We start from the raw sequence: 25,525 nt of genomic DNA on the forward strand, positions 1-25,525 counted from the left end.
ACGATGCATCTTTCCGCGCTGGCCCAGCTGGGTTTGACGGGCTTGCTGGTGGCGCTGTTGCCTTTGAGCATGGTGTGGGTGTCCGCGGACGCCAATAAGTACCGCAAGCTCGTGTGGATCGCCGTCTTCCTGACGGTGGACCTGATCATGTTTGGCGGCTTTACGCGCCTGTCCGATTCCGGCCTGGGCTGCCCCGACTGGCCCGGTTGTTATGGTTCTGCCAATCCTTTCCTGGCGCATGAGCATATCGTGGCGGCCGAGACCCTGATGCCGACGGGTCCCGTCACGGTGGTGAAGGCGTGGATCGAGATGACGCACCGCTACCTGGCCATGGCCATCGGCGTCTTGATCGTGGCGATGATGGTGCAGGCGTGGCGCCAGTGGAAGAAAAACAAACGGGCAGAGTTCGCCCCCGCGCTGCCGACGGCGCTGTTCCTGTTCGTCTGCCTGCAAGGCGCGTTCGGCGCCTGGACCGTCACCTTGAAGCTGCAGCCCGTGATCGTCACTATCCACTTGCTGCTGGGCATGGGCTTGCTGGCCATGCTGACGTGGCTGGGCGGGCGCCAGGATAACGCCGTCTCCCCCCTGCAACGCGCCGATGCGGACGCTGCCGTGCTGCGCCCCGTGCGCGCGCTGGCCGTCCTGTCGCTCGTGCTGCTGACGGTGCAGATCGCGCTGGGCGGCTGGGTGAGCACCAACTACGCCACGCTGGCCTGCACGGATTTCCCCCTGTGCGGCGGCAAAGTCATACCGGAGATGGATTTCGAGCATGGTTTCCACCTGTGGCGCGAACTGGGCAAGACGGCCGCCGGCCATTACCTGCCGTTTTCCGCGCTGACGGCCATCCACTGGGTGCACCGCAACTTCGCCTTCGTCGTGCTGGCCGGCGTCGGCTATACGGTGTGGCGCGCGTGGACATTGCCATCCCTGCGCGGCACGGCGCGGTGGATCGCCGCAGTGCTGGCCCTGCAGGCGGCCACGGGCCTGGCGACGATTTACCTGAGCTGGCCATTGTCGATTGCCGTCCTGCATAACGGCGGGGCGGCGCTGCTCGTGTTGTTGCTGACCATGCTAAACTACAAGGCTAAATTCCAACTCGATGTAGCGCGGACACCTGCCTCCGCCGCCGCGCCAGTGCCCACGGCACCAGCCAGTTCTTCCCGTACCGCATAAATGACTACACAGACACTCAGCCGTAAACCTACCCCCCGCATCGCCCAGTATTGGGCGCTGACCAAGCCCCGCGTGACGCAACTGGCCGTGTTTTGCGCCGTCATCGGCATGTTCCTGGCCAGCGAGGAGTTGCCCGACTGGCATGCGGTGGTGTTCGGCACCATCGGCATCTGGCTGCTGGCCGGTGCCGCGTTTGCCGTCAACTGCCTGGCCGAGCGCGAAATCGATGCGCGCATGGCCCGCACGGCGCGCCGCCCCATGGCCATGGGCGACATCACGGTGAAACAGACGGTGGTGTTCGCGCTCGCGATCGGCGGCCTGGGCATGGCGATCCTGTATCACCTCGTCAATCCGCTGACCATGTGGCTGACCTTTGTCACGTTTGTCGGCTATGCCTTGATCTACACCATGGTGCTGAAACCCGCCACGCCGCAAAATATCGTCATCGGCGGCCTGTCCGGCGCCATGCCGCCCGCGCTGGGCTGGGCCGCCGTCGCCAACGACGTGCCGATGCAGGCGTGGCTGCTGGTCCTGATCATTTTCGTCTGGACGCCGCCGCACTTCTGGGCGCTGGCCATGTACCGCCGCGACGATTACGCGCGCTCGGGCCTGCCCATGCTGCCCGTCACGCACGGCATGCAATTCACGCAATTCCACGTGTGGCTGTACTCGATCGCGCTGGCCGCCACCACCTTGCTGCCGTACGCCGTGCGCATGAGCGGCCTGATCTACCTGGCTGCGGCCGTGGTGCTGAACGCCGGCTTCCTGTATTACGCGTGGAAGATGTACCGCCACTACACGGACTTGATCGCGCGCAAAGCCTTTACGTTTTCCATCATCTACCTGGCATTGCTGTTCGCAGCCTTGCTGGTCGATCACTACATTCCCCTCGGAACATGAAAAAATACCTGACCCTGTTGCTGGCGGCCGCGCTGGCCGTCGTGCTGGCCGGCTGCGGCAAGCCTGCTGCGCCCAAGCTGGCATTCAAGAATACGGACGTGACGGGCCTGGGCTACGCGCGCGAATTCGCGCTTACGGACCACACGGGCCATCCGCGCACTCTGGCCGACTACAAGGGCAAGCTGGTGCTGATGTTCTTCGGCTACACGCAATGCCCGGACGTCTGCCCCACCACCATGGCCGACATGGCCCAGGTGATGCAGGAAATGGGTCCGCAGGCGGACCAGGTGCAGGTGCTGTTCGTCACCGTCGACCCCGAACGCGACACGCAAGCCCTGCTGGCGCAATACGTGCCGGCCTTCGACAAGCGTTTCGTGGGCCTCTATGGCAGCCTGGAGCAGACGGCCAAAGTGGCCAAGGAATTCAAGGTGTATTACGCCAAGGTCGAGGGCGAGACGGACAGCAGCTACACGGTCGACCACACGGCCGGCACCTATGTGTTCGACCGCGAAGGCAAGATCCGCCTGTTCGTGCGCCACGGCGAAAAGCCTGCCGCCATCGCGCACGATCTTAAACTTCTGCTATCCTGACCCGGTCGCGCCCCTGGGCGCCATCTTCAGGATCAGCAGTACATGGATAAACGTTTCGAGCCCCACGCCCGCCTGGCAGCCATCATCTTCTTGCTGATCGGCTGCTTTTTCGTCTTGCGGCCTTTCCTGGCCGCCATGCTGTTTGCCGCCTGCGTGGGCATTTCCAGCTGGCCCCTGTACCTGCTGCTGCTGGAACGCCTGAAAGGCCGCCGCAACCTGGCGGCCGCCATCATGACCCTGTCGCTGCTGCTGGTCATCGTGCTGCCGCTGGCCCTCGTTACCTACAACCTGGCGGACAATGTCTCGCGCATCTACGAGCAGATCCGCGCCGCGCTGGAAGCGGGCGGCCTGCATCCGCCGGCCTGGCTGGCCAGCATTCCCGTCGTGGGCGACACCATCGCCGGCTACGTGGAGCGCCTGCTCGCCGACCGTGAGGAATTATTGAATTTGGGCAAGACCATGCTGGAGCCGGCGCGCCACTTCCTCGCTTCCGGCGGTATTTTGCTGGGCACGGGCCTGGCGCAGACCAGCCTGGCCGTGTTCGTCAGCTTCTTCCTCTACCGCGATGGCCAGCAATTGAGCCGCGCCCTGATGACGGGCGCCGGCCGCATCATCGGCGACAGCGCGCCCGGCGTGGGCCTGACCATCAGCCGCACCGTGCGCGGCGTCATGTATGGCTTGCTGGGCACGGCGCTGGCGCAGGCGCTGGTGGCCGTGGTGGGCTTCCTGATCGCCGGCGTGCCGGCCGTCGCGCTCTTGGGCGTGGCTACCTTCATCTTTTCGCTGATCCCCGTCGGCCCGCCATTGATCTGGGGCGGCGCCGCCATCTGGCTGTTTTCAGACGGCCAGACGGGCTGGGGCATTTTCATGCTGGTGTGGGGCGCGCTGCTGATCAGCGGCGTCGATAACGTCGTCAAGCCCATGCTGATCAGCCGCGGCAGCAGCCTGCCCTTCCTGCTGGTGCTGCTCGGCGTGCTGGGCGGCGTACTGGCCTTCGGCTTCGTCGGCATCTTCATCGGGCCGACCCTGCTGGCCGTACTGTACAGCCTGCTGCAAACGTGGACGGTGGGCGAGACCACCGTGCCGCAGGGCAAAGATACGCTTACCTTGAAAAAAGACTAATCACGTAGATCGGCATCGAGATCGCGTTCCTGTTTCGGGATCACCTTGATCAGCACGATGCGCGGGCCGTTCATCTTCTTGACGACGATGTCGAAGTCGACGAAGGTGATGCGCTGGCCCTGCTTCGGAATGTCACCGAGCTTGACCATGATCAAGCCGCCCACGGATTCCACGTCGTCCAGGCCCAGTTCCTCGTTTTCGATATCGATGCCGAGGATGCGTTCGAGCGAGAAGATGGGCAGGCTGGCCTTGCCGATCAGGGTGCCGTCGCTTTGCTTGAGCCAGTCGTTTTCATTGCGGCGGAATTCGTCGCGGATTTCGCCGACCATGGCGCCGAGCAAGTTGTCCAGGGTGATGAAACCCAGCGGGCGCTTGCCTTTTTCGCCGATCAGGGCGAAGTGGGGCGCGCCGTCGCGAAAGCGCCGGAACAGTTCCAGGGCCGGCGTGCGCGCGGAAATGATGTCGACGGGACGCAGAAACGGTGTGAGCGAAGTGATCGGCTTGCCCGCCTGCTGGGCAAAGAACAGGTCTTTCAGGTGCACCACGCCCAGCACGTCGTCGCCGTTGGTATCGAAATACGGGTAGCGGCTGAAGCGGTTGCGCAGCACCGTGTCGAGGTTTTCTTCCAGCGTACTCGACGCATGCAGGGCGATCACTTCATTGATCGGGCGCATCAGGTCCGACACCGTCATTTGTTCAAAATCAAGCGACTGGGCCAGGATGTTGCGCTCGTCGCGCGTAAACTTTTCGCCGGGCTGGCTGGTGCGCAGGATCAGTTTCAATTCCTCGGACGAGTAATGGGCATCGTGGCCGCCCTTGCCGGACAGGCCCGCCAGGCGCAGCACCCAGTTGGCGCTGGCGTTGAGCAGGTAGATGGCCGGGTACATGGTCCAGTAAAAGCCGTACAGGGGAATGGCGCTCCACAGGCCGACGGCTTCCGGGTTGCGGATGGCCATCGATTTGGGCGCCAGTTCGCCCACGACGATGTGCAGGAAGGAAATCACGCTGAAGGCGACGATGAACGAGACGCCGTGGATCAGCTCTTGCGAGGTGACGCCGATGGCGCCGAACAGCGGTTCGAGCAAGCCGGCGAACGCCGGTTCGCCGACCCAGCCCAGGCCCAGCGATGCCAGCGTGATGCCCAGCTGGCAGGCGGACAGGTAGGCGTCCAGCTGGCCATGCACCTTGGCCAGGATGCGGCCCCGCAGTCCCTGTGTCTTGGCGATGGCGCGGATGCGCGTGCGGCGCAAGGTGACAATGCCAAATTCGGCGGCAACAAAAAAACCGTTCAGCGCGACCAGGAAGAGGGCGAGCAGGACTAGCAAGACATTGTGCATGGGGGCGCTGAAGATGGGCTGTAAAAACGACATCTTAAACGACGAAGGCCGGCATAGCCTAATTTAGCCGCGCGCCCCGCCCGTGCAGGCGGGCGCGCGCGGCCGGTTTTTCGCGTTTTTCAGCCTTTGGCCGCCGTTTGCGGTCCGCCGCGCATGGCAAAGACCATGACGGCCGAGACGATGGCGGGAATGGCGACGACGAGGAAAATCGTGCTGTTGGGCCAGTTCAGGCGGATCAGCTCGCCACCGAGCACGGGGCCGATGATGGAGCCGATGCGACCCACGCCCAGGCTCCAGCCTATGCCCGTCGAGCGCAGGGTGGTCGGGTAGTAGCTGGCCGCCAGGGCGTTGACGGCAGGCTGGCCGCCCACCACGCAGAAACCGGCGATGAAGATGGTGATGAACAGGAAGGCCAGCGACACGTCCGGACGGCCGATCAGGGCAATGGCCACGGCAGCGACCAGGAAGCAGGGCAGCAGGATGCGGCGGAAGCTGGAGCGGTCGATCAGCTGGCCCATGACGAGGGTGCCGATGGTGCCGCCCACTTGCAGGGCCGTGCCGGCCAGCACGGCGTTGGCCGTGGACAGGCCCGCTTCCTTGGCGATCGTCGGCAGCCAGTTGGACAGGAAATACAGGTTCAGCAAGTTCATGAAGTTGATGACCCACAACAAAATCGTCATCTTCGCGCGGCCGCCCGTAAACAATTGCAGCACGGGGGCGCCCTTGTGTTCCTTTTCATGCACGAGGTATTGCGTGTCGGCCGTGATGGTGACGGTAGGGTCGATGCGTTTGAGCCACTGCGCCACCTTGTCGAGCTTGCGTTTCTTCAAGACCAGGAATTGCATCGATTCCGGCAGCAGGAAGAACATCAGCACGCCGATGACGAGCGGCACGACGCCGCCCACGTAAAACACGGATTGCCAGCCGAAGGCGGGAATCAGCGCGGCGGACAATAATCCGCCCAGCACGGCGCCCAGGGTAAAGCCGCACGACACCAGCATCATCAGGGTGACTTTCTTGCGCAGCGGGCTGTATTCGCCGGCCAGCGCCATGGCGTTCGGCATCACGGCGCCCAGGCCCAGGCCGGTAATGAAGCGTATCAGCTGCAATTGCTCGATATTCGTCGCCAGCGGCGTGACCAGCATGCACAGCGAAAAGAAGATGGTCGAGCCGATCAGCACGGGACGGCGGCCGAACTTGTCGGCCGTGATGCTGAAGACGAGCGAGCCGACCAGCATGCCCAGCAGGCCCGCGCCGAACACGGGACCCAGGTTGGCCTTGCTGACATGCCAGTCGGCAATGATGGCGGGCGCCACATAGCCCATGGCCTGCACGTCGAAGCCATCCATGATGACGCACAGCCCGCACAGGATCAGCATGCCGATCTGGAAGGAGCCTATCCTGTTGTTATTGATGAGATCGGGAATATCGATCGTCTTGCCTGCCATGGACATGGTAATGCTCCTGTTTTTTTATGGTAATCGCTCCCTGCCGGCGAGGGATGGGCGCGTGTTTGTCTCAGGCTTCATTACAATCGCTTTTGATTGATTATTCAAACGTTATTTTCGAATGGATTTATCAGGTTTCCTTGTGAATCTTCGGATGGCCCTGGATGGCGGCGAGGATCACCCCGAGCGCCGGATGCATGATCTTGCGTTCGTTCGAAATCACATAAAACTGTTCGCGCAGGGACGAGGCATCGCCCACCAGCACGGCGCCGAACTGCTCCTCGATGTCGGCCGCCAGGCTGGCCGGGGCGAAGAACAGGCCCAGGCCCTTGCGGCCAAACGCGTTGAGCATGGCGTTGTCCTCGAATTCGCCGACCACGTCGGGGCGCACGCCTTGCTGCACCATCCATTCGTCGATGCGCCCGCGCAAGGCGTTATTGCGCGCCGGCAGCAGGAAGGGGGCGCCGCTGAGGCGGTGCGGAAAATCTTCGCGGTAGCGTTCGGCCAGGGCGGGGATGCCGAACAGTTTCATGGCGCTCTCTCCCCACAGGTGGCTGGACACGCGCAGGCTGGCACCGGCCGGCACGGCACGGTCCGTCAGCACCAGGTCCAGCTTGTGCAGGGCCAGGTCGGCCAGCAGCGATTCGAATTCATCTTCCAGGCACACGAGCTTGACGGGCTGGTCCAGGCTGCGCGTGGCGTCGAGCATGCGGTAAGCCATCAGTTTCGGCAGGGAATCGGAAATGCCCACCGTCAGGCGCATCTTTTCCGCGTCCGCATCGGCCAGCGCATCCTGCATCTGCTCGCCGAGCAAAAAAATCTGGTCCGCGTAGCCGAGCGCCAGGCGGCCCGCTTCCGTCGGCACGAGGCGGCGTCCCTGCGGCTGCAGCAGCGAGCGGCCCAGCTCCTTTTCCAGCAGGGCCAGCTGGGTGCTGATGGTTTGCACGGCCAGCCCCAGGCGCTCGGCCGCGCGCGTCACGCCGCCTTCCTTGGCGACGACCCAGAAGAAGTACAAATGGCGGTAATTGAAGCCCGTGGTTTTCATCGCTGCATCCTCTATCTTCTGTTTTTACGAAGTAATACTTCCATTATCTTCTATTTTTAAATATGTCACACGTCCCTATACTACGTCCCATTGAATTTGGATAACGGGGAACTATCGATGAAACATTTCAGAGTGTCATTTCTGGTGACATTTATCTGCCTGGGCATTTCCGCCTGGTGGGGTTATACGCACGGTGGCGTGCAGACCATGCTGGCGGCGCTTGGTATCGCGGTGATCCTCGGCGTGATGGAAGTGTCGCTGTCGTTTGACAACGCCGTCGTCAACGCCTCGGTATTGAAGAACTGGGACAAGTTCTGGCAAGGACTGTTCCTCGGCGTGGGCATCATCATCGCCGTCTTCGGCATGCGTCTGGTGTTCCCGCTGGTCATCGTGGCGCAAGCGGCTGACCTGGGCTTGATGGAGGTATGGAATCTGGCGCTGAGCAATCCGGAACAGTATTCGATGCACCTGACGAACCACCACGCGGAAGTGGCGGCTTTCGGCGGCATCTTCCTGCTGCTGGTGTTCCTGAACTTCCTGCTGGACTCGGAGAAGGAAACGCACTGGCTGGGCCGTATTGAAGAAAAGCTGGGCGCGCTGGGCAAGATCTCGTCGATTTCCGTGATGATCGCGCTGGGCACGCTGATGGCCAGCCTGTCGATGATCGAAGAAGGCCAGAAACTGGTGGTGCTGACGGCCGGCCTGTGGGGCATTTTGACCTACGTGGGCGTCGACGTGGTCAGCGGCTTGCTGGAAGGCGATAACGGCGACGGCAACGTGGGCGACATCGTCAAGCGTGGCGGTATTGGCGGCTTCCTGTACCTGGAAGTGCTCGACGCCTCGTTCAGCTTTGACGGCGTGATCGGCGCGTTCGCCATCACCAAGGATGTCGTGATCATCATGCTGGGCCTGGCAATCGGCGCGATGTTCGTGCGTTCGATGACGGTGTTCCTGGTGCGCAAGGGCACGCTCGACGAGTTCGTTTATCTGGAGCACGGCGCGCACTATGCGATCGGTATCCTGGCCGTGATCATGTTGGTCAGCATGAAGTTCCACATTCCCGAGATCTTCACGGGTCTGATCGGCGTGGCCTTCATTCTCGCCTCGCTGTGGTCGTCGATACGCTACAAGCGCAGGATGGCCCTCGAAGAAGGCCGCACGGAAGCGCTGGAAGCGGTCAAGGCAGTGTAAAGAATGCGCGACAAACGACTGCACCCGTTTGTCGGCAAGTTGTAGCAAGCGTCGCCGCCGGCCTGGGGAGTCAGGCCGGTGGAGGACGCCAGGTGTTTGGTCATACACAACCCACATAGGAGAAATACATCATGGCAATCAGTCTGCAAAAAGGCGGCAACGTCAACCTGAGCAAGGAAGCCCCTGGCATTTCGAAGATGGTCATCGGCCTGGGCTGGGATGCCCGCGCCACCGACGGCGCCGCGTTCGACATCGACGGCTCCGTGTTCCTGCTGAAGGCCGACGGCAAGGTACGCGCCGACGTCGACATGATTTTCTACAACAACCTGAAGTCGAGCGACGGCTCCGTCACCCACTCGGGCGACAACAAGACGGGCGCCGGCGATGGCGACGATGAAACCGTCGTCGTCGACCTGGCCAGCGTGCCAGCCGAGATCGACAAGATCGCCGTCTGCGTGACGATTCATGACGCCGAAGCGCGCAAGCAAAACTTTGGTATGGTATCGAAGGCGTATGTGCGCTGCGTCAATGCCAACGGCAACACGGAAATCGCCCGCTTCGACCTGTCGGAAGACGGTTCGGCGGAAACGGCCATGGTCTTCGGCGAAATCTACCGCAACGGCGGCGATTGGAAGTTCAAGGCCATCGGTCAGGGATATAAAGGCGGTTTAGGTCCTTTGGCTGCCTCGTTCGGCGTCGGCGTATAAGTCGTCAATAACAAGGGCGGTCCGCAGTACGCACCGCCGCCATCACCATCATCGTTGAGGAAGGAACAATCAGATGCCAGTTTTTACCATTACCGGGGACGACGACCCGTTCCTGCATGTATCGCTGGCCAAGGGCGAGAAGATTTATTGCGAATCCGATGCGATGGTGATGATGGAAACCAATCTTGAGCTGAAAGGCAAGATGACGGGCGGCATAGGCGCTGCGCTGATGCGCACCTTTGCCAACGGCGAATCGTTCTTTCAGCAACATATCGAGGCCATGCGGGGCGATGGCGATTGCTTGCTGTCGCCCACCTTGCCTGGCGCGATGCGGGTGCTTGAGATTGGCGCCCAGCAATACATGATCAGCGACGGCGCCTTCGTGGCGGCCAGCTCTGGCGTGGAATTGAAGGTGCGCACGCAAAGCCTTGGCAATGCGCTGTTTGCCCAGAGCGGTGGTTTTTTCATCACCGAGACGGCAGGCAGCGGCCAGTTGGCGGTGTCCGGTTTTGGCGCGATATCGGAACTGGAAGTAACCCCTGGCAAGGACGTGGTGATCGATAACGCCCACGTCGTGTGCTGGGACAAGCGCCTGCAATACGAAATTTCCATCACGACCGGCAGCAGCGGCGGCTTTCTGGGCAATTTGATCAATAGCCAGACCAGCGGCGAGGGCATGGTACTGAAGTTTTCAGGCGCGGGAAAAATCCTCGTGTGCTCGCGCAACCGCGCGGCCTTCCTCACCTGGACGCAAAGCAAGCCGGCGTAATCAAGCAGTAACTAACTAAACAGGAGCAATGCGTATGTCTGTCAATTTGAGCAAGGGCCAGAAGATTTCTCTGGACAAGGAAGCTGGTACCACCCTGACCCGCATCATCATGGGCCTGGGCTGGGATGCGGCCAAGACCAAGGGTTTCCTCGGTTTCGGTTCGAAGACCGAAGCGGTCGACCTCGATGCCTCGTGCATCATGTTCGACGAGAACAAGAGCACGTCCGACATCGTCTGGTTCCGCCAGCTGAAAAGCAAGGACGGCAGCATCGTTCACACGGGCGACAACCGCACGGGCGCGGGCGACGGCGACGACGAACAGATCAATGTCGATCTGTCGACCGTGCCGGCGCACGTGAAAAGCCTGGTCTTCACCGTCAACAGCTTTACTGGCCAGAACTTCTCGCAGGTGGAAAACGCCTATTGCCGCATCTTGAATGCGAGCAATAACCAGGAAGTCGCGCGTTTCAACCTGTCTGTGCAAGGTTCCCACACGGCACAGATCATGGCCAAGCTGTACCGCCATAACGGCGAATGGAAGATGCACGCCATCGGAGAAAACGGCAACGGTCGCACTTTTGACGACTTGATGCCGCAAATCTCAGTGCATCTATAAGGAGCAGTACGCAGCGGGCGGGGGACGGACCGGATACCGGCCCTTGTCCGCTGCTCTATATTTAGGAGAGTATGTCGTGATGCGATTGCTGATAGCCTTGCTACTTCCGTGTCTCACGTTTTTCATGCTGGGGCGCCCGCTGGCTGGTGCCGCCGCCTTGATCTTGCAGTGCACTGTGATCGGCTGGGCGCCGGCGGCCCTGTGGGCCCTGTACACGGTGAACCAGCATAAAACGGAGCAGGAATTGGAAGGTGCATTAAGCCGCAGCTACATGCGCAGGCGTAGTCGGTTGATCTAAATCAACCGGGCGCCAGGAATCCTTGCGCTAATGACGCGCACGAGTAATCGTGCGCGTCATTTTTTTTGGTTGGACAGATATTTACGCTTGGGGAAAGTTTCTATCAGTTAATTTTGCTTGATATACTCGCTATTTTATGTCCCATGATCGAGTAATCTATGTTGTTATCTAAAGTAATTTCTTGCGTGATGGTTGGCGCGCTGGTGCTGGCCAGTAATTTATCGCAAGCCCAGGAAAACTTTCTTCAAGAAACGCACGAGCGGCAGTTGAAACTGGCGCAGATTTTGGGGAAAAAGGAGCTGAGTGATAAAAGCAAGGCGGACATGCTGATAATGCAAGCGGCCGCGCTGGACTCCCTGGACCGTTCGCAAGAAGCTTTGCCTTTGGTCGAGCAAGCGTTGCGGATTGCCACGCCGGAACAGCATGCGTCTTTCACTGTTACCAAAGCAACGATTTTTTTTACCCAGGGACGTGCAGCCGATGCATTGGCCCTGCTGGCGCCGCTACTTGACAGTGAACGCCAGGCGGCGGCTGCCGCCAAACCGGATGAGCGGGCCGGCAGGTTGGCAATGCATCAATCCGGCTTCATACTCGCCGCTTTTTCCAGCGTTGAATTGGGTGACTGGAAAAACGCGTTGGCCTATCTGGCGGATACGGAATATACGTCCGATGAACCTGAATTCGCGGAATATCGGGCAGTGGTCTATCGCTATATCATGGCGCGTGCAAACGATGCTTCGCTTGCCAATGCGAATCTTGAAAAGCAGGCTGTCCATATTGAAAAGAATAGCAAGTCGCATTATGGCGCGCTGTTAAGAATGTGGCAGGGCGCGGATAATCTGACGGAGTTATCACGCTTAATTGCGCGCAAGGACGCTGAAGAACAGCAGGATGCCTTTGCCGAAAGCTTGTTTTATATCGGCGCCTATACAAAATATGTCAAACGCGATCCTGCCTTGGCACTCAATTCCTTGCAGCAACTGAACCGGATATCGCCGTATGGCAGCCTGGAATGGGTGCACGGCAAGCGGGTGCTGGCGTTGTAGCCGCCTTGCCAACTGCGGGGCAAGCCGTGCCAGGACGCTCACTTCTTGCAGCGGATCGGCACGTTGACGGAATTGCCGTCCGAACTCAGGTTGCGGTACTGTAAGTCCTCGCTTTCGATGGCAAAGCTGGGCACGGCGTGCACGTAGCGCTGCTTGCAGACGGTGTCGTCGTTGATCAGTTTGCCCGCCAGCATGTAGTCGCACAGGGCGAAGCGCGATTCTTCGTCGTCGAGGATCAGCACGCGCGCCGCGCTGTACAGCGCCGATTGCAGCACTTCCGGGCTGCAGTTTTCCGGTCCCGTCAGTTTCAGGTGGGTCTTCGTTTGCGTGGCCAGGCGCTGCAGCTTGACGAGGGCCGCGCGCTCTTGCTTGCGCGCAAAATTGACTTGCGCATCGTCGCTGGCCAGGCGCAGGGCCAGCGAGGCGATTTCATCGATGGAAATATGCCAGGCGAAGCCTTCCAGCGTGGTGCGGACCTGGCCCGGCATGGGGGCGGCCGCATCGACTTCGCAGCGGTATTGGCCCAGATGGGGCCGGCACAGCACGGGAATGGCAAAGGCCGAGGTGCGCTTGCCCTTGACGAATTTCTGGCTCAGGTCGCCGAAGTTTTCGTGCGTGACCGTGTCGAAGCGGGCCTGTCCAAAGCCCATCTTGACGAGGTTTTCCTTGCGCTGGCGCGAGAACAGGGCATCGACGGCGTCGTAGATATTCTTGTTGAAGATGCGGTCCAGCGGCTGGCGCTCGTCCGACATCTTTTCAAACACGGCGCTGGAATTGGGCGCGTTGGCGTCGATGGAGATGAGGATGAAGGGCTTGCTGTTCAGGCGCGGCGGCACGATGGCCATGTCGTTGCCGTACAGCTGAGTCAGGGCCGCGTCCCACAGGGTTTCCACGCCCAGGTTGTCGGCCGCGCCGCCGTCGAACAGGTGCACGTAGGACGGCGATTCGCGCGATTCGGAACCGAGCTCCGGCACGAAGGTGTTTTTCGGGCGGAAACGCTCGAAGGTGACGGAATCGAAGACGCCGGGAAAGGCGGCCGAGGTGGCCACGGCCGTGGCCAGGCGGATATCCTGGATCGGCGAATGCAGGGTGCCGTAAAAATACTCATAGGAAAACACCACGCGCTTGCCGCCATCGGTGGCGTCCGTCGCGTTGGCCAGGAAGATGGGGCCGTCGTGCGGCAAGTCCTGATAGGTTTTCTTGTCGTACAGCACATCGTCCAGCACGTCGGACAGGAAGGACGTGCGCGTCTTGTTCGTCAGCAACATCGTCGTCAGGTTGGCGGGTTTCAGGATGGTCTGGCCAAAGAAATCCGTTTTCAGCTTGCTGCGCAGCAAGGGCCAATCCGTCTGCTTGCCATGCAAGGCGTAGTAGCCGCCCGCGATGGCGCCGCCGGACACGCCGGAGATGGCCGAGGCGCCGCTGACGAGGCCGAACTGCTCCAGCTGCTCCAGCGAGGCCGCCGAGAAATTGGCCGCGCGGCTGCCGCCGCCGGACAGGGCGATGCCGATGAAATGGTCGTTGGGCATCGGGTTCTCGATGCGCGCCTTGGGGGCATCGATGCGCAGGCGCGGCGACTCCTGCACGGCGAAGGTGCGGTTTTCGACGCCGCTGTTGGGGCGCAGGGCCAGTACCGTGCAGCCGCTCAGCAGCGCAACGAGGACAAGGGGGACAAACAAGCGTGGATGCATGCGGGATCTGTGCGTAGTCATGGTTTGGGATACGGACGGAAAACGTGTGCGATTCTAGCAAACTTGTCTTTACTTAAGCGTGCAGCTGAAAAGCGAGGATGGCGGCGTTATAGCCGGCGTGCGCCAGCATGGGCGCCAGCAGCGATCCGCTGCGTTCATAGGCGGCGCCCGCGCACAGGCCCAGCACGAAGACGGGCAGCATGGACACAGGCGGATGGACGATGGCGAAGAAGGCCGCGCCGATGGCAATGGCTTGCCAGGCGGGCAGCGAACGGCGCAAGCCGCCCTGCAGCAGGCCGCGGAAGATGAATTCCTCGCACAGGGGCGCGGCCAGCAGCGCCAGTCCTGCCAGCCAGGCTGCGTCCCAGCCCGCCCCGGCCGCCAGCGGCGCGCGCGCAGCTGGCCAGCCGCAGGCTTGCACGATGGCCAGGTAGGCAATGCCGACGAGGGCCGCCAGCAGCGCGGCTGCCGCGCCCAGCCGCCATGGCTGCCGGCCTGGTCCGATGTGCGGCACGCCTGCCGTCCTGCTGCGCCAGTAGACGAGGCGCACCAGCACGTACGTGAGCGCGCCGGCTGCGCCGAAGGCGATGAGCACTTGCGCCAGCGTTGCACCGGCCGTGTCCTTGAGCAGGATCAAGGCCAGTGTCTGCAGGGTAAAAAACAGCATGGCGGCGATCAGGCCGTCTGCCGCCGATACCGTGGCCGGCGGCGAGGCGGCCGGGTCGAGCAGGTACGGCAGTTCGTCGCGCGCCTTTTGCCACAGTGCCAGGGCCAGCGCCACCGTCAGCACGACAAACACCAGCTGCTGCACCACGCTGCCGGCCGCCAGCGCGGTGAGGTACAAGCCCGTCAGCAGCAGGTACAGATACATGTACGTGGGGCGTATTTTCGCCGTTGCTTCCGTGGCCAGCGGGTCGCTGGCAAACACGCCCAGCGCCACGGCGATCATCGAATACAGGGGGATGCCGGCCAGGGCCAGCAGCATCAGGCCCGCCGTCTGCCACGACCAGGCGGGCAGCCAGGCCAGCGCCGCACCGAACAGGATGACGGGATACAGCAGGGCCAGCACGGCCCACAGCTGCGCCTTCTGGCGCAGCGCCTGGTCGATGGAAACGGGAAACGTGTACAGCAGCCACAGCGCGCCGCCTTCCTTGTTCAGGGTCTGGAAGGCCGACATCATCAGCACATAGCTGCCGAGGAAAAAGCCCGTCGATGCCAGCAGCGCGGGGCTGGCCAGCAACGCATGCAGGTCGCGCGCCTGGCCCGAGAATACGGCCTGGCCGCCGAGGATGAGCAGCGGCAGCAGCAGCGTTTGCACCATGAAGTTACGGTCGCGCATCAGCAGGGTCAGTTCGCGGCGCTGGATCACCGTGCCGATGCGGGCGCGCCACTGGCCAGCAGGCAGCACCGCCGGCGAACGCTTGCGGCTCGCTTCGCGTTGTCCCGCGCCCACGACGCCATGGCGCAACTGGCGCCGCAGCATCGCCATGCCCAGCCACATCAGCAGCAGCGCTTGCGCCAGCAGCAGGCAGGCCGGCAACAGCGCGGCCGCCGGGCTGGCGGCATTGAGCACGCGCACCAGCAGGCCGGGCGGCGTCCAGCCGCTCCAGGCGGGCATGGCTGCGGCCCAGCCATGGGCAAAGCCGCCCGCGCCCATGCCGAAGGACATGCCCATATACATGGGAAATACCCCGGCCACCGAGAGCAGCGCCTGCAGGTTGCCCAGCCGTGCCGGACTGAGCGACAGGCGCAGGCCCGTATCGACCAGGGTGCGCAGCATGGCGGCCAGGGCCAGCAGGAGCAGGCTGGCCGCCAGCCCGGACAGCGGAGAAAGCCAGCCCTGGCCCGAGTACCAGGCGATCATGGTGGTGCTGGGCCACAAGGCCAGCAGGCCGGCCGGATTGACGACCGTGCGTTCGAGCACGCGCGCCCACAGCAGCGTGGCTTTGTCGACCGGCAAGGTGACCAGCCATTCCAGGTCCCAGTCCGGTTTCGACAGCTCGCCCATGCCTAGTGGCAACAACACGCTGACCAGCCACAGCAGCATCAATTGCAGGGTCAGGCCGCCTGCCAGCGCCGTACTGAACGGGTGCCCGATGAATTCGGCGATGACGGGCGCCAGCAGGCGTTCGCCCGCCTGCATGCTGCCTTGCGCCTGGCAGGCCGCCACCTGGTCGAGTAGGCAATGCATGTTGAGCACGCCATGGCGCGCGATGGTGCCGAAGGAAAACAGCATGGGCAGGAACAGCAGCACGCCCAGCAGCCAGCGGCCCCGTTTCTTGCCCGGCGTGGCGGGGCGGCCCTGGCGGGCCTTCCTGAAGGCGAAGCCGCGGCCGCTGACGTTGAGCAGGCGCTGCAGGCGCAAGCGTGTCAGCAGCCAGACGGCGCGCCACGCGGTGAGCGGCGCCGGCGTCATGCGGCCGCCGTTGCATCGGTCAACTGCAGGAAGATATCTTCCAGGCTGCCGTCGCTCGACAGTTGCCGGCGAATCTCGTCCAGGCTGCCCGTGGCCGCCAGCGCGCCCCGGTGGATGATGGCCACGCGGCTGCACAGCTTTTGCGCCATGTCGAGCAAATGCGTGGAAACGAAGATCGTGGTGCCGGCGGCGGCGATGCGCAGCAGCCGTTCCTGTACTTCGCGCGAGGCGCGCGGGTCCAGGCCGTTGATCGGTTCATCGAGGATCAGCACGGCCGGATCGTGGATCAGCGCGCAGGCCAGGCCCAGCTTTTTCTTCATGCCCAGTGAATAATTGACGGCAAAGTCTTCTGCCGCTTCATCGAGGCCGAATTCGCTGAGCAGCCGCGCCGCGCGGGTAGCCGCTTCCGCGCGCGTGAAACCATGCATTTCGGCAACGAATTGCAGGATTTCGCGGCCCCGCAAATAATCGTAAAAGATGGGGTTGTCGGGCAGGTAGCCCACCTTGCGCTTGACGGCGGCGCCGTCGCGGTGGCAATCGAGGCCGTCGACCAGCACGCGGCCGCTGCTGGGAACCAGGATGCCCATCAGCATGCGGATGGTGGTGGTCTTGCCGGCCCCGTTCGGGCCCAGGAAGCCGAAGACCTCGCCTTTTCCTACCTGTAAGGTGAGCGGCTTGACGGCCTCGAACGTGCCGTACTGTTTGGACAAGCCTTCAAAAACAATCATCGTGTATCCCAAAAAAGAGCGCGTGCGGGATGATAGCCCGATACGGCGCCGCCCCAACGCTCCTTGCTGCCTAATGGCGCAGCATCACGCCCGTGGCGATGCAGGCCACGATCGCCAGGCTCATGGCGAGGGCATAGGCTGCCATCAGTACCAGCCAGCGGCAGACGGTGGCGAGCTTGCCGCTTGGATACACGCGCCACATGGCCCAGGGGAGGTAGCCGAGCAGCCAGGCGCCGAGCGCGAGGCGGACAATATCGACGGGGATCACGGTCATGAGCGCCATCGTGATGAAGGCAAAGGCATTCGTATGCAAGGCGAACAGGAAATGCTCGCCATAGCGCCGTCCGCTGCCCAGGTAGAGGATCTTCAGGAACAGGGCGAACAGCGGCATCAGGCCAAACATGGCATAGGGTGCGTAATGAAAAAAGCTCTCCCTTATCAGCTTTTGCTTTCCGGCCACGGGCAGTTGCTGAAAGTCTTGCCACTGATGTGGCAGCGTGGGTGTCTGGCCCAGGATGCTGACCTGCATGTCCGGCGCATTGTTTTCCGGAGTCTGACTTGGGGCGTGGGCGCTCGCCTGGGGTTGCTGGCTGTGGACGGTGAGGAACAAGTCGGGGCTGCCGAACTTGAGGATGGCAAAGAACAGGATGCTGAAAGTCAGGTATACGCGCAGCGGTTCCACGTAACGCACGCGGCGCCCCGCAATGTACTCGTTCGTCAGCGCGCCCGGTCGGAACAGCAGCAGGGCCAGGGTACGCCACAGCTTGCCTTCGAGCGCCACATAATGGGCGACAAATTCATGCAGGAATTCGCGCGCGCTGGGCACGTGCAGGACGGTGGATTGGCCGCAGGCGCTGCAGAAGTTGCCTGGCGCGTCGGTGTGGCAGTTATGGCAGGTGCTGGCGGGACTGGTGCTGGGTGACACTGTTTTCAAGATGGACTCTTTCCATGGCCGAAAGGGAAAAATGCGCGCTGAAGGGCGCAGCCTATGATGAATGAAAACAATGATAAAAGGGCATTTTTCTCTCGATAGTTGCTTATGAGATACAAAATGCCGGCACCGTTGAGAGGCAGGCAAATACGGCCAGCAGGCGCCGCTCGCCGCTTGGCGTGACGCGCAGGGCGCGGCTGTCGAATTCGCGCTCGGCCCAGCCCTGGCGCAGGGCCAGCTGCAGCAGGGCCGCCCCCAGCGCGCCGCCCAGGTGGGCGCGCCGTTCGCTCCAGTCCAGGCAGGCACAGGCGAAGCGGCGGCGCTGGCGCTGCAGTTGCGGCACGTCGATGCCCAGCGCCGCCATGCTGGCCGCGCCCGCTTCCGACAGGCGATATTCGCCGCCGTCGTCGAGCAGCCAGCCTTGCGCATGCAACTGGTCGTGCAAGGCGACGGCCACCGTGCCGGCCATGTGGTCGTAGCAGGTGCGCGCGCGGCGCAAGCGGTCCGGCGTGGTGGGCGTAAACGGCGTTGCCGCCACGCCGGCCACCACCAGCAGCGCTTCGAGCGCCTGGCCCACCTCTACGCTGGCCAGGCGGTAATAGCGGTGCTTGCCCTGCGCCACCATGGTCAGCAATCGATCTGTGCGCAGGCGCGCCAGATGGGCGCTGGCTGTCGAGGCGCCCACGTCGGCCAGCGTAGCCAATTCCGTGGCCGTGCGCGCATGGCCGTCGAGCAGGCTGCACAGCATGCGCGCGCGGGCCGGTTCCGCGATGGCACCGGCCAGTTGCGCCAGGCCCAGGTCGGCCGAGGGAAACTTGTCTTCCATGATTCGTCCGTGGGCGAAGTGTTGTGGTGGAAGGACCAGCATACTCGTGTCCCCACTTCACTGCAATGGAATGCGCATGCCGTTCGCCGACCTTCTTATCGATCCCGCCGACCCTGTTCACCCGCTCGCCGCCGCCACCCACGCGGCGCCGTACGGCTACTATCGCCGCCTGGCGGAAGGCCCGCCGCTGCGTTTCGACGCGCCGCTCGATTGCTGGCTGGCGACGGGCGCGGCCGGCGTGCAAGCCGTGCTCGCGCATCCCGCTTGCCGCGTGCGCCCGCTGGGGCAGGCCGTGCCGCAGAACCTGGCAGGCACGCCATGCGGCGCGATTTTTGCGGAACTGGTGCGCATGAACGACGGCGAACGGTATGCCGTGCCGAAACAGGTGCTGGCGCGCGCGCTGGCCCAGGTGGACCTGGCGCGCCTGCATGGGCGGGTGATGGATCTTGCCGGTGACCGCGTTCCCGGCCGCGTCGCGCGGCTGAACGAAGCGATTTTTGAGCTGCCCCTGTTCGCCATGGCGGACTTGCTGGGCTTTGCGCCAGCGCAATGGCCGGCGCTGGCCGCCTGGACGCGTGATTTTGTCGCCTGTCTGTCGCCGCTCAGCAATGGCGAACAACTGGCCGGCGCGCAGCAAGCAGCCTATGCCTTGCTGCAAGGTTTCACTGCCTTGCTGCGCGAGGCGGAGGCCTTGCCCGGCAGCTTGCTGCACGACATCGTGGCCGGGGCGGATGCCGTCGGCTGGCACGCGTCTGGCGGCGTGCTGGCCAACCTCGTGGGCTTGCTGTCGCAGACCTGCGACGCCACGGCCGGCTTGCTGGGCAATGCCGTCGTGGCCTTGCGCGCGCAGCCGGAGTTGTGCACGCAACTGCGCGCCGCACCCGGGCGATGGCCGGCCCTGTTGCGCGACGTCAGCCAGCGTGATCCCTCGATCCACAACACGCGCCGCTACACGGCGGAGGACGTGCAATTGCACGGCGTGCGCATACCGGCCGGACAGATGATTATCGTCGTGCTGGCCAGCGCCGGCCAGGCGGAGTCAGGCTTTGGCCATGGCCGCCACGCCTGTCCGGGCCAGTCCATCGCGCAGACGATTGCCACGGCTTGTTTGCAGGCATGGGCCGAGGGGCTGGAAGACATGGCGCTGGCGTGGAGTTATCTGCCTTCGCTGAACGCCCGTATCCCCGTGTTTATGCAAGGAGCCAGCGCATGATTGCCGTGATTTTCGAAGTCTGGCCCGGCGCCGAAGGGCGCCAGCAGTACCTGGACCTGGCGGCGTCCCTGCGGCCCTTGCTCGACGAGGTCGACGGCTTCCTTTCCATCGAACGCTTCGGCAGCCTGAGCGAGCCAGGCAAACTGCTGTCGCTGTCTTTCTTTCGCGACGAGGCGGCGCTGGCGCAGTGGCGCCAGCTGGAAGCGCACCGGGCGGCGCAGTCGGCCGGCCGGCAGGGCGTGTTCGACGATTACCGGCTGCGCATCGCCGCCGTCGTGCGCGATTACGGCATGCTGGAGCGGCAGCAGGCGCCTGCCGACAGCCAGCGCCGCCACGGTATTTAGCGGGGCAGCGCGCCCTGCGTAATCTTGACCTTGACCCGGTAGGCGGGTTCGGCCGCGTTCAGGGGCGGCGGCGTGGCGGGGTCCACGTCGAGCAGGGTGAACGTCAGATGGTTGACGGTGACGGAGCTGGACGCGCCGGGCATGGACTCGGACAGGACGATGTCGGTGGCGCCCGCGCTGTTGAGCAAACTGAAACTGTAGCTGACGTAGCCCTTCCACACGCACACGGCGCCCTTGCGGCAACGGCTGTCGTTGACGCGCTCGAGCTTCAGGGTATCGGTGGCCGTGATGGCCACCTGCTGGCCCGGCGACAGCACATGGGTGACGCTGCGCGGCGTGTTTTCCGCGTCGCCGGCGCTGCCGGCCGCGCCGCAGCCGGCCAGCACGGCCAGGCAGGCGATGAACAGGGGGAACAGCCACGTGCGGCACGATAGAGGTAGATAATGCATGTTTTTCCTTTCAGGTGGAGCGTCCCGGCGTGGCGTCCACGCAAGAGATGAAAATAATAATAACAAAATGATATTTTTCCGGCGCACTCCTGGCGCGCTGCGGATGAATTGATGCGCCGTCCACGCGGCGCGCCGATTACTGCGTAGAATGGCTGTTTTGAAAATCAGGAAACAACCATGAAAAAAACCGACCTGGCCAAAAGCGATGCCAAGAAACTGATGGGAAAGATGAATGTTCCCGGCGCCGGTGCATTCGGTAAGGAAGCGGTGGTCGTCGACCGCCGCGAGCAGCGCAAGCGCGATCAGGCCCTGGGCCTGGTGCCATTCGCCGTCAAGCTGAACAGCGATCTGGTCTTGCAATTGCAGACCCTGGCCAAGGAGCGCGGCGCGGATCTGAATGAATTGGTCGCCGAACTGCTTGCCAAGGGCCTGGCTGCAGCGTAAGGGCTGACAATGTTTATCTGTTGATAAATATCAAGATACAAAACTAAAAGGCGCCTTGCGGCGCCTTTGACATTGCGGCATTGCTTTCGATTACACGTAGGCAGCCAGCGCGCCCTTCATTTTCTTCAGCGCCGCCACTTCGATCTGGCGGATGCGCTCGGCCGAAACGCCGAACTCTTCTGCCAAGGTGTGCAGGGTGGCGCCGGAGCCGTCGTCGTTGGCCAGCCAGCGCGCTTCGATGATGCGGCGCGAACGGTCGTCGAGCTTGCTCAAGGCCGTTTCCAGGCCTTCCGATTGCAAACGCGTCACCTGCTCCGCTTCCAGCACCTTGGTCGGCTCGCTTTGCTCCGACGACAGGTAGGCGATCGGCGAAAACTTGTCGTCTTCATCGTCGGTCGGCGATTCCAGGGCGATGTCGCGGCCGCTCAGGCGCGTTTCCATCTCGATCACTTCTTCACGCTTCACGTCGAGCAGCTTGGCCAGCGCATCGATCTGCTTCGGCGTCATTGCATCGAGGCCCGTCTTGTGGCTGCGCAGGTTGAAGAACAGCTTGCGCTGCGCCTTCGTCGTCGCCACTTTGACCAGGCGCCAGTTTTTCAGGATGTACTCGTGCATCTCGGCCTTCACCCAGTGCATGGCGTACGACACCAGGCGCACGCCCTGGTCAGGGTCGAAGCGTTTCACGGCTTTCATCAAGCCGATATTGCCTTCCTGAATCAGGTCGGCGTGCGGCAAGCCATAGCCCAGGTAGCCGCGGGCAATCGAGACCACCAGGCGCAGGTGCGACAGCACCAGTTCTTGCGCGGCGGCCAGGTCATTCTTTTCGCGCAGGCGTTTCGCCAGCGACATTTCTTCGGCGTGGGTCAACATGGGCAGACGGTTCACGGCCGAAATATAGGCGTCGATATTGCCCAGATTGCCGGTGAACCCGAGGCCCAGCGCGTTATTCTTGGTGGGAACCAATGCGGACGTTGCGGACATCATAGTCATGTTTTCTCCCTCGTAGTCTTGCTTTGTTCCAGTTGACCATGTCACACGACATGGTCTATTTTTAGTTCGTTCTTGCGTATCCGGTCTTGCACTTTGCAGGTCGCGGCACCACCTACATCTGGCGCTCATGGCGGTCCTGCCTGGGTATGTCCATATATTAGCACTCTCTGCTTGAGAGTGCCAATCGGCACATTTAATCGCTGTGATAGCCTAAATGCTATGGGGTTTTAATAGCTGATATGCAATCTAAAATGCCGCGCCGGGCCGCATGGCGCCCGCTGGCGGCAGGCACGATGCGCCTTTCTCTACTTCCCAGCGACAACATACATAGTCTACGGCCGCAAGCTGAAGCGAACCTTAAGAATACTTGCTTAATATCAAGATAACAGCAGTATGGGGCGGATATCAAAAAAACAAGGGGTGATGAGGAATGGCGGCACCGCAGGAGCCACCATGGAAGGGAAGGTCAGTTCAGGCGCGCCAGGTGGCGCTGCACGCAAAGGAAGGCGCCGGTCAGGCCCAGGCCCGCGCTGACGGCCAGCAAGCCGGCCATCGGCAGCGGCGCCAGCGGCACCAGCTGGAATTCGGACGCATACAGGCGGGCAAATTCGGCAATCGCGGTATTGAGCGGTTGCAAGGCCAGCGCCACGGCACCCAGGGCCAGCGCGCCCGCGCACAGGCCCAGCAGGGCGCCCGTGTAATAGAAGGGGCGGTGGATGAAGGTGTCCGTCGCGCCGATCAGCTTCGAGATGCTGATTTCATCGCGCTGCTGCATCACCTGCAGGCGGATGGTGTTGAAGACCACGGCGATGACGGCCACGCCCAGGGTGATCGCCAGCAGCAGCAGCACCAGGCGCAGCACGCCCAGCAGGGCCGCCAGGCGCTTGACCCAGGCCGAATCGACTTGCGCCGATTCCACGCCGGGCAGGTGGCGCAGCTGTTCGGCCACGGCGTCGACATCCTGCGCTTCGCTGGCGCTGCTGAAGGCGTCGAGCTTCAGCACATAGCTGTCGGGCAGGGGATTGTCGCCCAGGGTGCTCAATACGTCAGCCAGGCCGTTCTTGTTTTTCAGGGTGTCGAGCGCCTGTTCGCGGGGGATGAAGACGATCTTCGCCTTCTGCTGGCCCACGATCTTGCGCATCTCGCCAGCCAGCGCCACGGCCTGCTCGCGCGGCGTGTCGATTTTCAGGAAGACGCTGATTTCCGGGTCGACCGACATCTGTTCCGACATGGGGCGCACGTTGTCGAGCATGGTCAGCCCGGCAAACGGCAGCGACAGGGCGATGGCGACGACGACGACGTTCAATAAAAAGCCGCCCGGCGACTTGCGCAGATGAATCAGCGCCGAACCGAGCGCGAAGCGGTGTTGACGGAACCAGCCTCTCATGCCTGTTCTCCCTGCGCGTCGTCCGCATCGGGGGCGGGCGCGAAATCGGGATCGGGCGGGGCGAACACGGGTGCTTGCGTGGCCTTGTCGATGGCGACCAGTTGGCCGTTCTTCAGGTGGATCACGCGGGCGGCGGCGTCGAGCATCTGTTCGTCATGGCTGGAAATGAGGCAGGTCACGCCCACCGAATGAAACGCCTTCAGGGCGTCGAGTACCTTGTTGGCGCTGGCGCGGTCCAGGTTGGCCGTCGGTTCGTCGGCCAGGATGATCTGCGGCCGGTTGACGATGGCGCGCGCGATCGAGACGCGCTGCTGTTCGCCGCCCGACAGCGACAGCGGGCGCGCGAGGGCGCGGTCGAGCAGGCCCACCTTGTCCAGCGCGGCGCGAGCGCGCTGCTCTGCGGCAACTTTATGCGCGCCGACGACGAGCAGCGGCAGCATGACGTTGGCCAGGATGGAGCGGTCGTTGAGTAATTTTTGCTGCTGGAAGATCAGGCCCATGTTGCGGCGCAGGAAGGGCACGCCGGCCGGCTTGATCTTTGCCATGTCCTGGCCATTGACGATCAGCTTGCCCGACGTGGGGCGTTCCATGGCGGCGATCATTTTCAGCAGGGTGGACTTGCCGGCGCCGGACGGGCCGGCCAGGAAGACCAGCTCGCCTTTGGCAATGCTCAGCGAAATGTCGCTGAGCGCCACTGCGTCGGGGGAGTATTGCTTGGAGACGTGCTGAAATTCAATCATGTATGGGCTTATCCGAGCAGCGCTTCGACAAATTCGGCAGCCACGAAAGGCTGCAAGTCTTCAATTTTTTCACCGATGCCGATGAAATACACGGGCACGGGGCGCACGCGGGCGATGGCCGCCAGCACGCCGCCCTTGGCGGTGCCGTCCAGCTTGGTGATCACCAGGCCGCTCAGCTGCAGGGCGTCATCGAAGGCCTTGACTTGCGTCAAGGCGTTCTGGCCCGTGTTGCCGTCGATGACGAGCAGGGTTTCATGCGGCGCGCCATCCATGCCCTTGCCGATCACGCGCTTGATTTTCTTCAATTCTTCCATCAGGTGCAACTGCGTCGGCAAGCGGCCCGCCGTGTCGACCATGACCACGTCGATGCCGCGCGCCTTCGCCGATTGCACGGAATCGTAGGCCACGGCGGCCGGGTCGCCCGATTCCTGCGAAATGACGGTGACGTTGTTGCGCTCGCCCCAGACCATCAATTGTTCGCGCGCGGCGGCGCGGAAGGTGTCGCCCGCTGCCAGCAGCACGGACTGCTTGTTCGACTGCATGTGCTTGGCCAGCTTGCCGATGGTGGTGGTCTTGCCGGCGCCATTCACGCCGGAAATCATCATCACCAGCGGCTTGTGGCGGCCCAGCTCGAAGCGCTTTTCCAGCGGCAGCAAGAGCTCGATCAGCAGCACTTTCAGCGCGGCCTTGACGGCGGCCGCGTCGAGCAGCTTGTCTTCCTTGACCTTTTTCTTCAGCGCCGTGAGCAGGAATTCGGTGGCATCGATGCCGGCGTCGGACATCAGTAGCGCCGCTTCCAGCTCTTCGTACAGGGCGTCGTCGATCTTCGCGCCGACGAACAGCACGGACAAGGTGTTCGAGGTCTTCGACAGGCCTGCCTTCAGGCGCGTCATCCACGATTTTTTCTCGGGTTCGGCAGCGACGATCACGGGCACGAGCTCGGCTGGCGCACCACTGAGGGGGGCGGCAGCTGGCGTGGATGGCGGCGTGACGGCGGCGGGCGCGGCGATAGGCTCGACACTGGCAGGCACGGCTTCAGGGGCGGCGGGTTTTTTCTTGAAGAAACTAAACATGGATGTGTGGTGGCGGGTGCTGACCTTAGGCCCGGCGGCGCCGGACACTGT

The 25,525-nt window shown here is 62.8% G+C and carries 26 protein-coding genes; 13 read left to right on the forward strand and 13 right to left on the reverse strand.

What is annotated here, in order from left to right:
- Positions 1-3: 3 nt before the first annotated feature.
- Genes BXA07_RS13275 through BXA07_RS13290 form a run of 4 tightly spaced genes read left to right on the forward strand, consistent with a single transcriptional unit; the run spans position 4 to position 3,785 of the window.
- Positions 4-1,173 (forward strand): COX15/CtaA family protein, encoded by a 1,170-nt coding sequence (locus tag BXA07_RS13275; protein ID WP_076568466.1) that lies wholly within the window; start codon positions 4-6, stop codon positions 1,171-1,173.
- Positions 1,174-2,073 (forward strand): heme o synthase, encoded by a 900-nt coding sequence (gene cyoE / locus BXA07_RS13280; protein ID WP_076568375.1) that lies wholly within the window; start codon positions 1,174-1,176, stop codon positions 2,071-2,073.
- A complete protein-coding gene (locus tag BXA07_RS13285; RefSeq protein WP_076568376.1) occupies positions 2,070-2,663 on the forward strand; it encodes an SCO family protein in 594 nt (197 codons plus the stop codon). Before cyoE ends, BXA07_RS13285 begins: the two co-directional genes overlap by 4 nt.
- A 42-nt stretch (positions 2,664-2,705) precedes the next feature.
- Complete coding sequence (locus BXA07_RS13290) at positions 2,706-3,785, forward strand: AI-2E family transporter (protein ID WP_076568377.1); 1,080 nt, start codon at positions 2,706-2,708, stop codon at positions 3,783-3,785.
- Here BXA07_RS13290 and BXA07_RS13295 read toward each other — a convergent pair.
- The 3 genes from BXA07_RS13295 to nhaR all read right to left on the reverse strand — a co-directional run bounded on the left by BXA07_RS13295 (position 3,782) and on the right by nhaR (position 7,615).
- Positions 3,782-5,122, reverse strand: coding sequence for a hemolysin family protein (locus BXA07_RS13295; RefSeq protein WP_076568467.1), 1,341 nt, complete (start codon positions 5,120-5,122; stop codon positions 3,782-3,784). The two genes, BXA07_RS13290 and BXA07_RS13295, sit on opposite strands and share 4 nt — an antisense overlap.
- 119 nt (positions 5,123-5,241) lie before the next feature.
- The gene (locus BXA07_RS13300) at positions 5,242-6,576 is read right to left on the reverse strand and encodes an MFS transporter (RefSeq protein ID WP_139335556.1); all 1,335 of its coding nucleotides are present in this window, start codon (positions 6,574-6,576) and stop codon (positions 5,242-5,244) included.
- Positions 6,577-6,700: 124 nt separating this feature from the next.
- Positions 6,701-7,615, reverse strand: a complete 915-nt coding sequence (nhaR, locus tag BXA07_RS13305; RefSeq protein WP_076568379.1) for a transcriptional activator NhaR — start codon at positions 7,613-7,615, stop codon at positions 6,701-6,703.
- Between the two features lie 117 nt (positions 7,616-7,732).
- On the opposite strand from nhaR, the gene BXA07_RS13310 reads away from it, so the two are divergent.
- From BXA07_RS13310 to BXA07_RS13335, 6 genes are all read left to right on the forward strand, one after another.
- Positions 7,733-8,806: a DUF475 domain-containing protein gene (locus BXA07_RS13310; protein WP_076568380.1), complete on the forward strand. Its 1,074-nt coding sequence runs from the start codon at positions 7,733-7,735 to the stop codon at positions 8,804-8,806.
- A gap of 131 nt (positions 8,807-8,937) precedes the next feature.
- A complete protein-coding gene (locus tag BXA07_RS13315) occupies positions 8,938-9,513 on the forward strand; it encodes a TerD family protein (RefSeq protein WP_076568381.1) in 576 nt (191 codons plus the stop codon).
- 73 nt (positions 9,514-9,586) lie between these two features.
- Positions 9,587-10,282 carry a TIGR00266 family protein gene (locus tag BXA07_RS13320; RefSeq protein WP_076568382.1) on the forward strand — a complete coding sequence of 232 codons (696 nt, stop codon included), beginning with the start codon at positions 9,587-9,589 and terminating at the stop codon, positions 10,280-10,282.
- Positions 10,283-10,316: 34 nt separating this feature from the next.
- Positions 10,317-10,898, forward strand: coding sequence for a TerD family protein (locus BXA07_RS13325; RefSeq protein ID WP_076568383.1), 582 nt, complete (start codon positions 10,317-10,319; stop codon positions 10,896-10,898).
- A gap of 79 nt (positions 10,899-10,977) precedes the next feature.
- Positions 10,978-11,196, forward strand: coding sequence for a hypothetical protein (locus BXA07_RS31305; protein WP_034784905.1), 219 nt, complete (start codon positions 10,978-10,980; stop codon positions 11,194-11,196).
- A gap of 158 nt (positions 11,197-11,354) precedes the next feature.
- Positions 11,355-12,242 (forward strand): hypothetical protein, encoded by an 888-nt coding sequence (locus tag BXA07_RS13335; protein ID WP_139335557.1) that lies wholly within the window; start codon positions 11,355-11,357, stop codon positions 12,240-12,242.
- A gap of 38 nt (positions 12,243-12,280) precedes the next feature.
- Here BXA07_RS13335 and BXA07_RS13340 read toward each other — a convergent pair whose 3' ends face one another.
- The 5 genes from BXA07_RS13340 to BXA07_RS13360 all read right to left on the reverse strand — a co-directional run bounded on the left by BXA07_RS13340 (position 12,281) and on the right by BXA07_RS13360 (position 18,834).
- Positions 12,281-13,933: a patatin-like phospholipase family protein gene (locus BXA07_RS13340; RefSeq protein ID WP_212592294.1), complete on the reverse strand. Its 1,653-nt coding sequence runs from the start codon at positions 13,931-13,933 to the stop codon at positions 12,281-12,283.
- A 73-nt stretch (positions 13,934-14,006) separates the two neighbouring features.
- Entirely contained in the window at positions 14,007-16,349 is a 2,343-nt protein-coding gene (locus BXA07_RS13345) for a CPBP family intramembrane glutamic endopeptidase (protein WP_076568386.1), read from the reverse strand.
- Complete coding sequence (locus BXA07_RS13350) at positions 16,346-17,077, reverse strand: ABC transporter ATP-binding protein (protein ID WP_076568387.1); 732 nt, start codon at positions 17,075-17,077, stop codon at positions 16,346-16,348. The genes BXA07_RS13345 and BXA07_RS13350 overlap by 4 nt, the downstream gene beginning before the upstream one ends.
- A gap of 70 nt (positions 17,078-17,147) precedes the next feature.
- Positions 17,148-18,002, reverse strand: a complete 855-nt coding sequence (locus BXA07_RS13355) for a DUF3667 domain-containing protein (RefSeq protein ID WP_244556271.1) — start codon at positions 18,000-18,002, stop codon at positions 17,148-17,150.
- Between the two features lie 112 nt (positions 18,003-18,114).
- Entirely contained in the window at positions 18,115-18,834 is a 720-nt protein-coding gene (locus BXA07_RS13360; protein WP_076568389.1) for an ArsR/SmtB family transcription factor, read from the reverse strand.
- Positions 18,835-18,910: 76 nt separating this feature from the next.
- Between BXA07_RS13360 and BXA07_RS13365 the strand changes: the two genes are divergently transcribed.
- On the forward strand, positions 18,911-20,047 hold the full coding sequence (locus BXA07_RS13365; protein WP_076568468.1) for a cytochrome P450 family protein: 1,137 nt from the start codon (positions 18,911-18,913) through the stop codon (positions 20,045-20,047).
- Positions 20,044-20,391 carry an antibiotic biosynthesis monooxygenase family protein gene (locus BXA07_RS13370; RefSeq protein ID WP_076568390.1) on the forward strand — a complete coding sequence of 116 codons (348 nt, stop codon included), beginning with the start codon at positions 20,044-20,046 and terminating at the stop codon, positions 20,389-20,391. Before BXA07_RS13365 ends, BXA07_RS13370 begins: the two co-directional genes overlap by 4 nt.
- Here BXA07_RS13370 and BXA07_RS13375 read toward each other — a convergent pair.
- Positions 20,388-20,840 carry a hypothetical protein gene (locus BXA07_RS13375; RefSeq protein WP_076568391.1) on the reverse strand — a complete coding sequence of 151 codons (453 nt, stop codon included), beginning with the start codon at positions 20,838-20,840 and terminating at the stop codon, positions 20,388-20,390. The two genes, BXA07_RS13370 and BXA07_RS13375, sit on opposite strands and share 4 nt — an antisense overlap.
- Before the next feature lie 177 nt (positions 20,841-21,017).
- On the opposite strand from BXA07_RS13375, the gene BXA07_RS13380 reads away from it, so the two are divergent.
- Positions 21,018-21,284, forward strand: coding sequence for a hypothetical protein (locus BXA07_RS13380; RefSeq protein ID WP_076568392.1), 267 nt, complete (start codon positions 21,018-21,020; stop codon positions 21,282-21,284).
- Positions 21,285-21,374: 90 nt separating this feature from the next.
- Here BXA07_RS13380 and rpoH read toward each other — a convergent pair whose 3' ends face one another.
- The 4 genes from rpoH to ftsY all read right to left on the reverse strand — a co-directional run bounded on the left by rpoH (position 21,375) and on the right by ftsY (position 25,474).
- On the reverse strand, positions 21,375-22,268 hold the full coding sequence (gene rpoH, locus BXA07_RS13385) for an RNA polymerase sigma factor RpoH (RefSeq protein WP_076568393.1): 894 nt from the start codon (positions 22,266-22,268) through the stop codon (positions 21,375-21,377).
- A 472-nt stretch (positions 22,269-22,740) separates the two neighbouring features.
- Entirely contained in the window at positions 22,741-23,661 is a 921-nt protein-coding gene (gene ftsX / locus BXA07_RS13390) for a permease-like cell division protein FtsX (RefSeq protein ID WP_076568394.1), read from the reverse strand.
- The gene (locus BXA07_RS13395) at positions 23,658-24,401 is read right to left on the reverse strand and encodes a cell division ATP-binding protein FtsE (protein ID WP_076568395.1); all 744 of its coding nucleotides are present in this window, start codon (positions 24,399-24,401) and stop codon (positions 23,658-23,660) included. The genes ftsX and BXA07_RS13395 overlap by 4 nt, the downstream gene beginning before the upstream one ends.
- An 8-nt stretch (positions 24,402-24,409) precedes the next feature.
- Positions 24,410-25,474 carry a signal recognition particle-docking protein FtsY gene (gene ftsY / locus BXA07_RS13400; RefSeq protein WP_076568396.1) on the reverse strand — a complete coding sequence of 355 codons (1,065 nt, stop codon included), beginning with the start codon at positions 25,472-25,474 and terminating at the stop codon, positions 24,410-24,412.
- Positions 25,475-25,525: the final 51 nt, after the last annotated feature.

It is taken from the genome of Janthinobacterium sp. TND4EL3 (genome assembly GCF_900156175.1).
Taxonomy (GTDB): Bacteria; Pseudomonadota; Gammaproteobacteria; order Burkholderiales; family Burkholderiaceae_D; genus Janthinobacterium.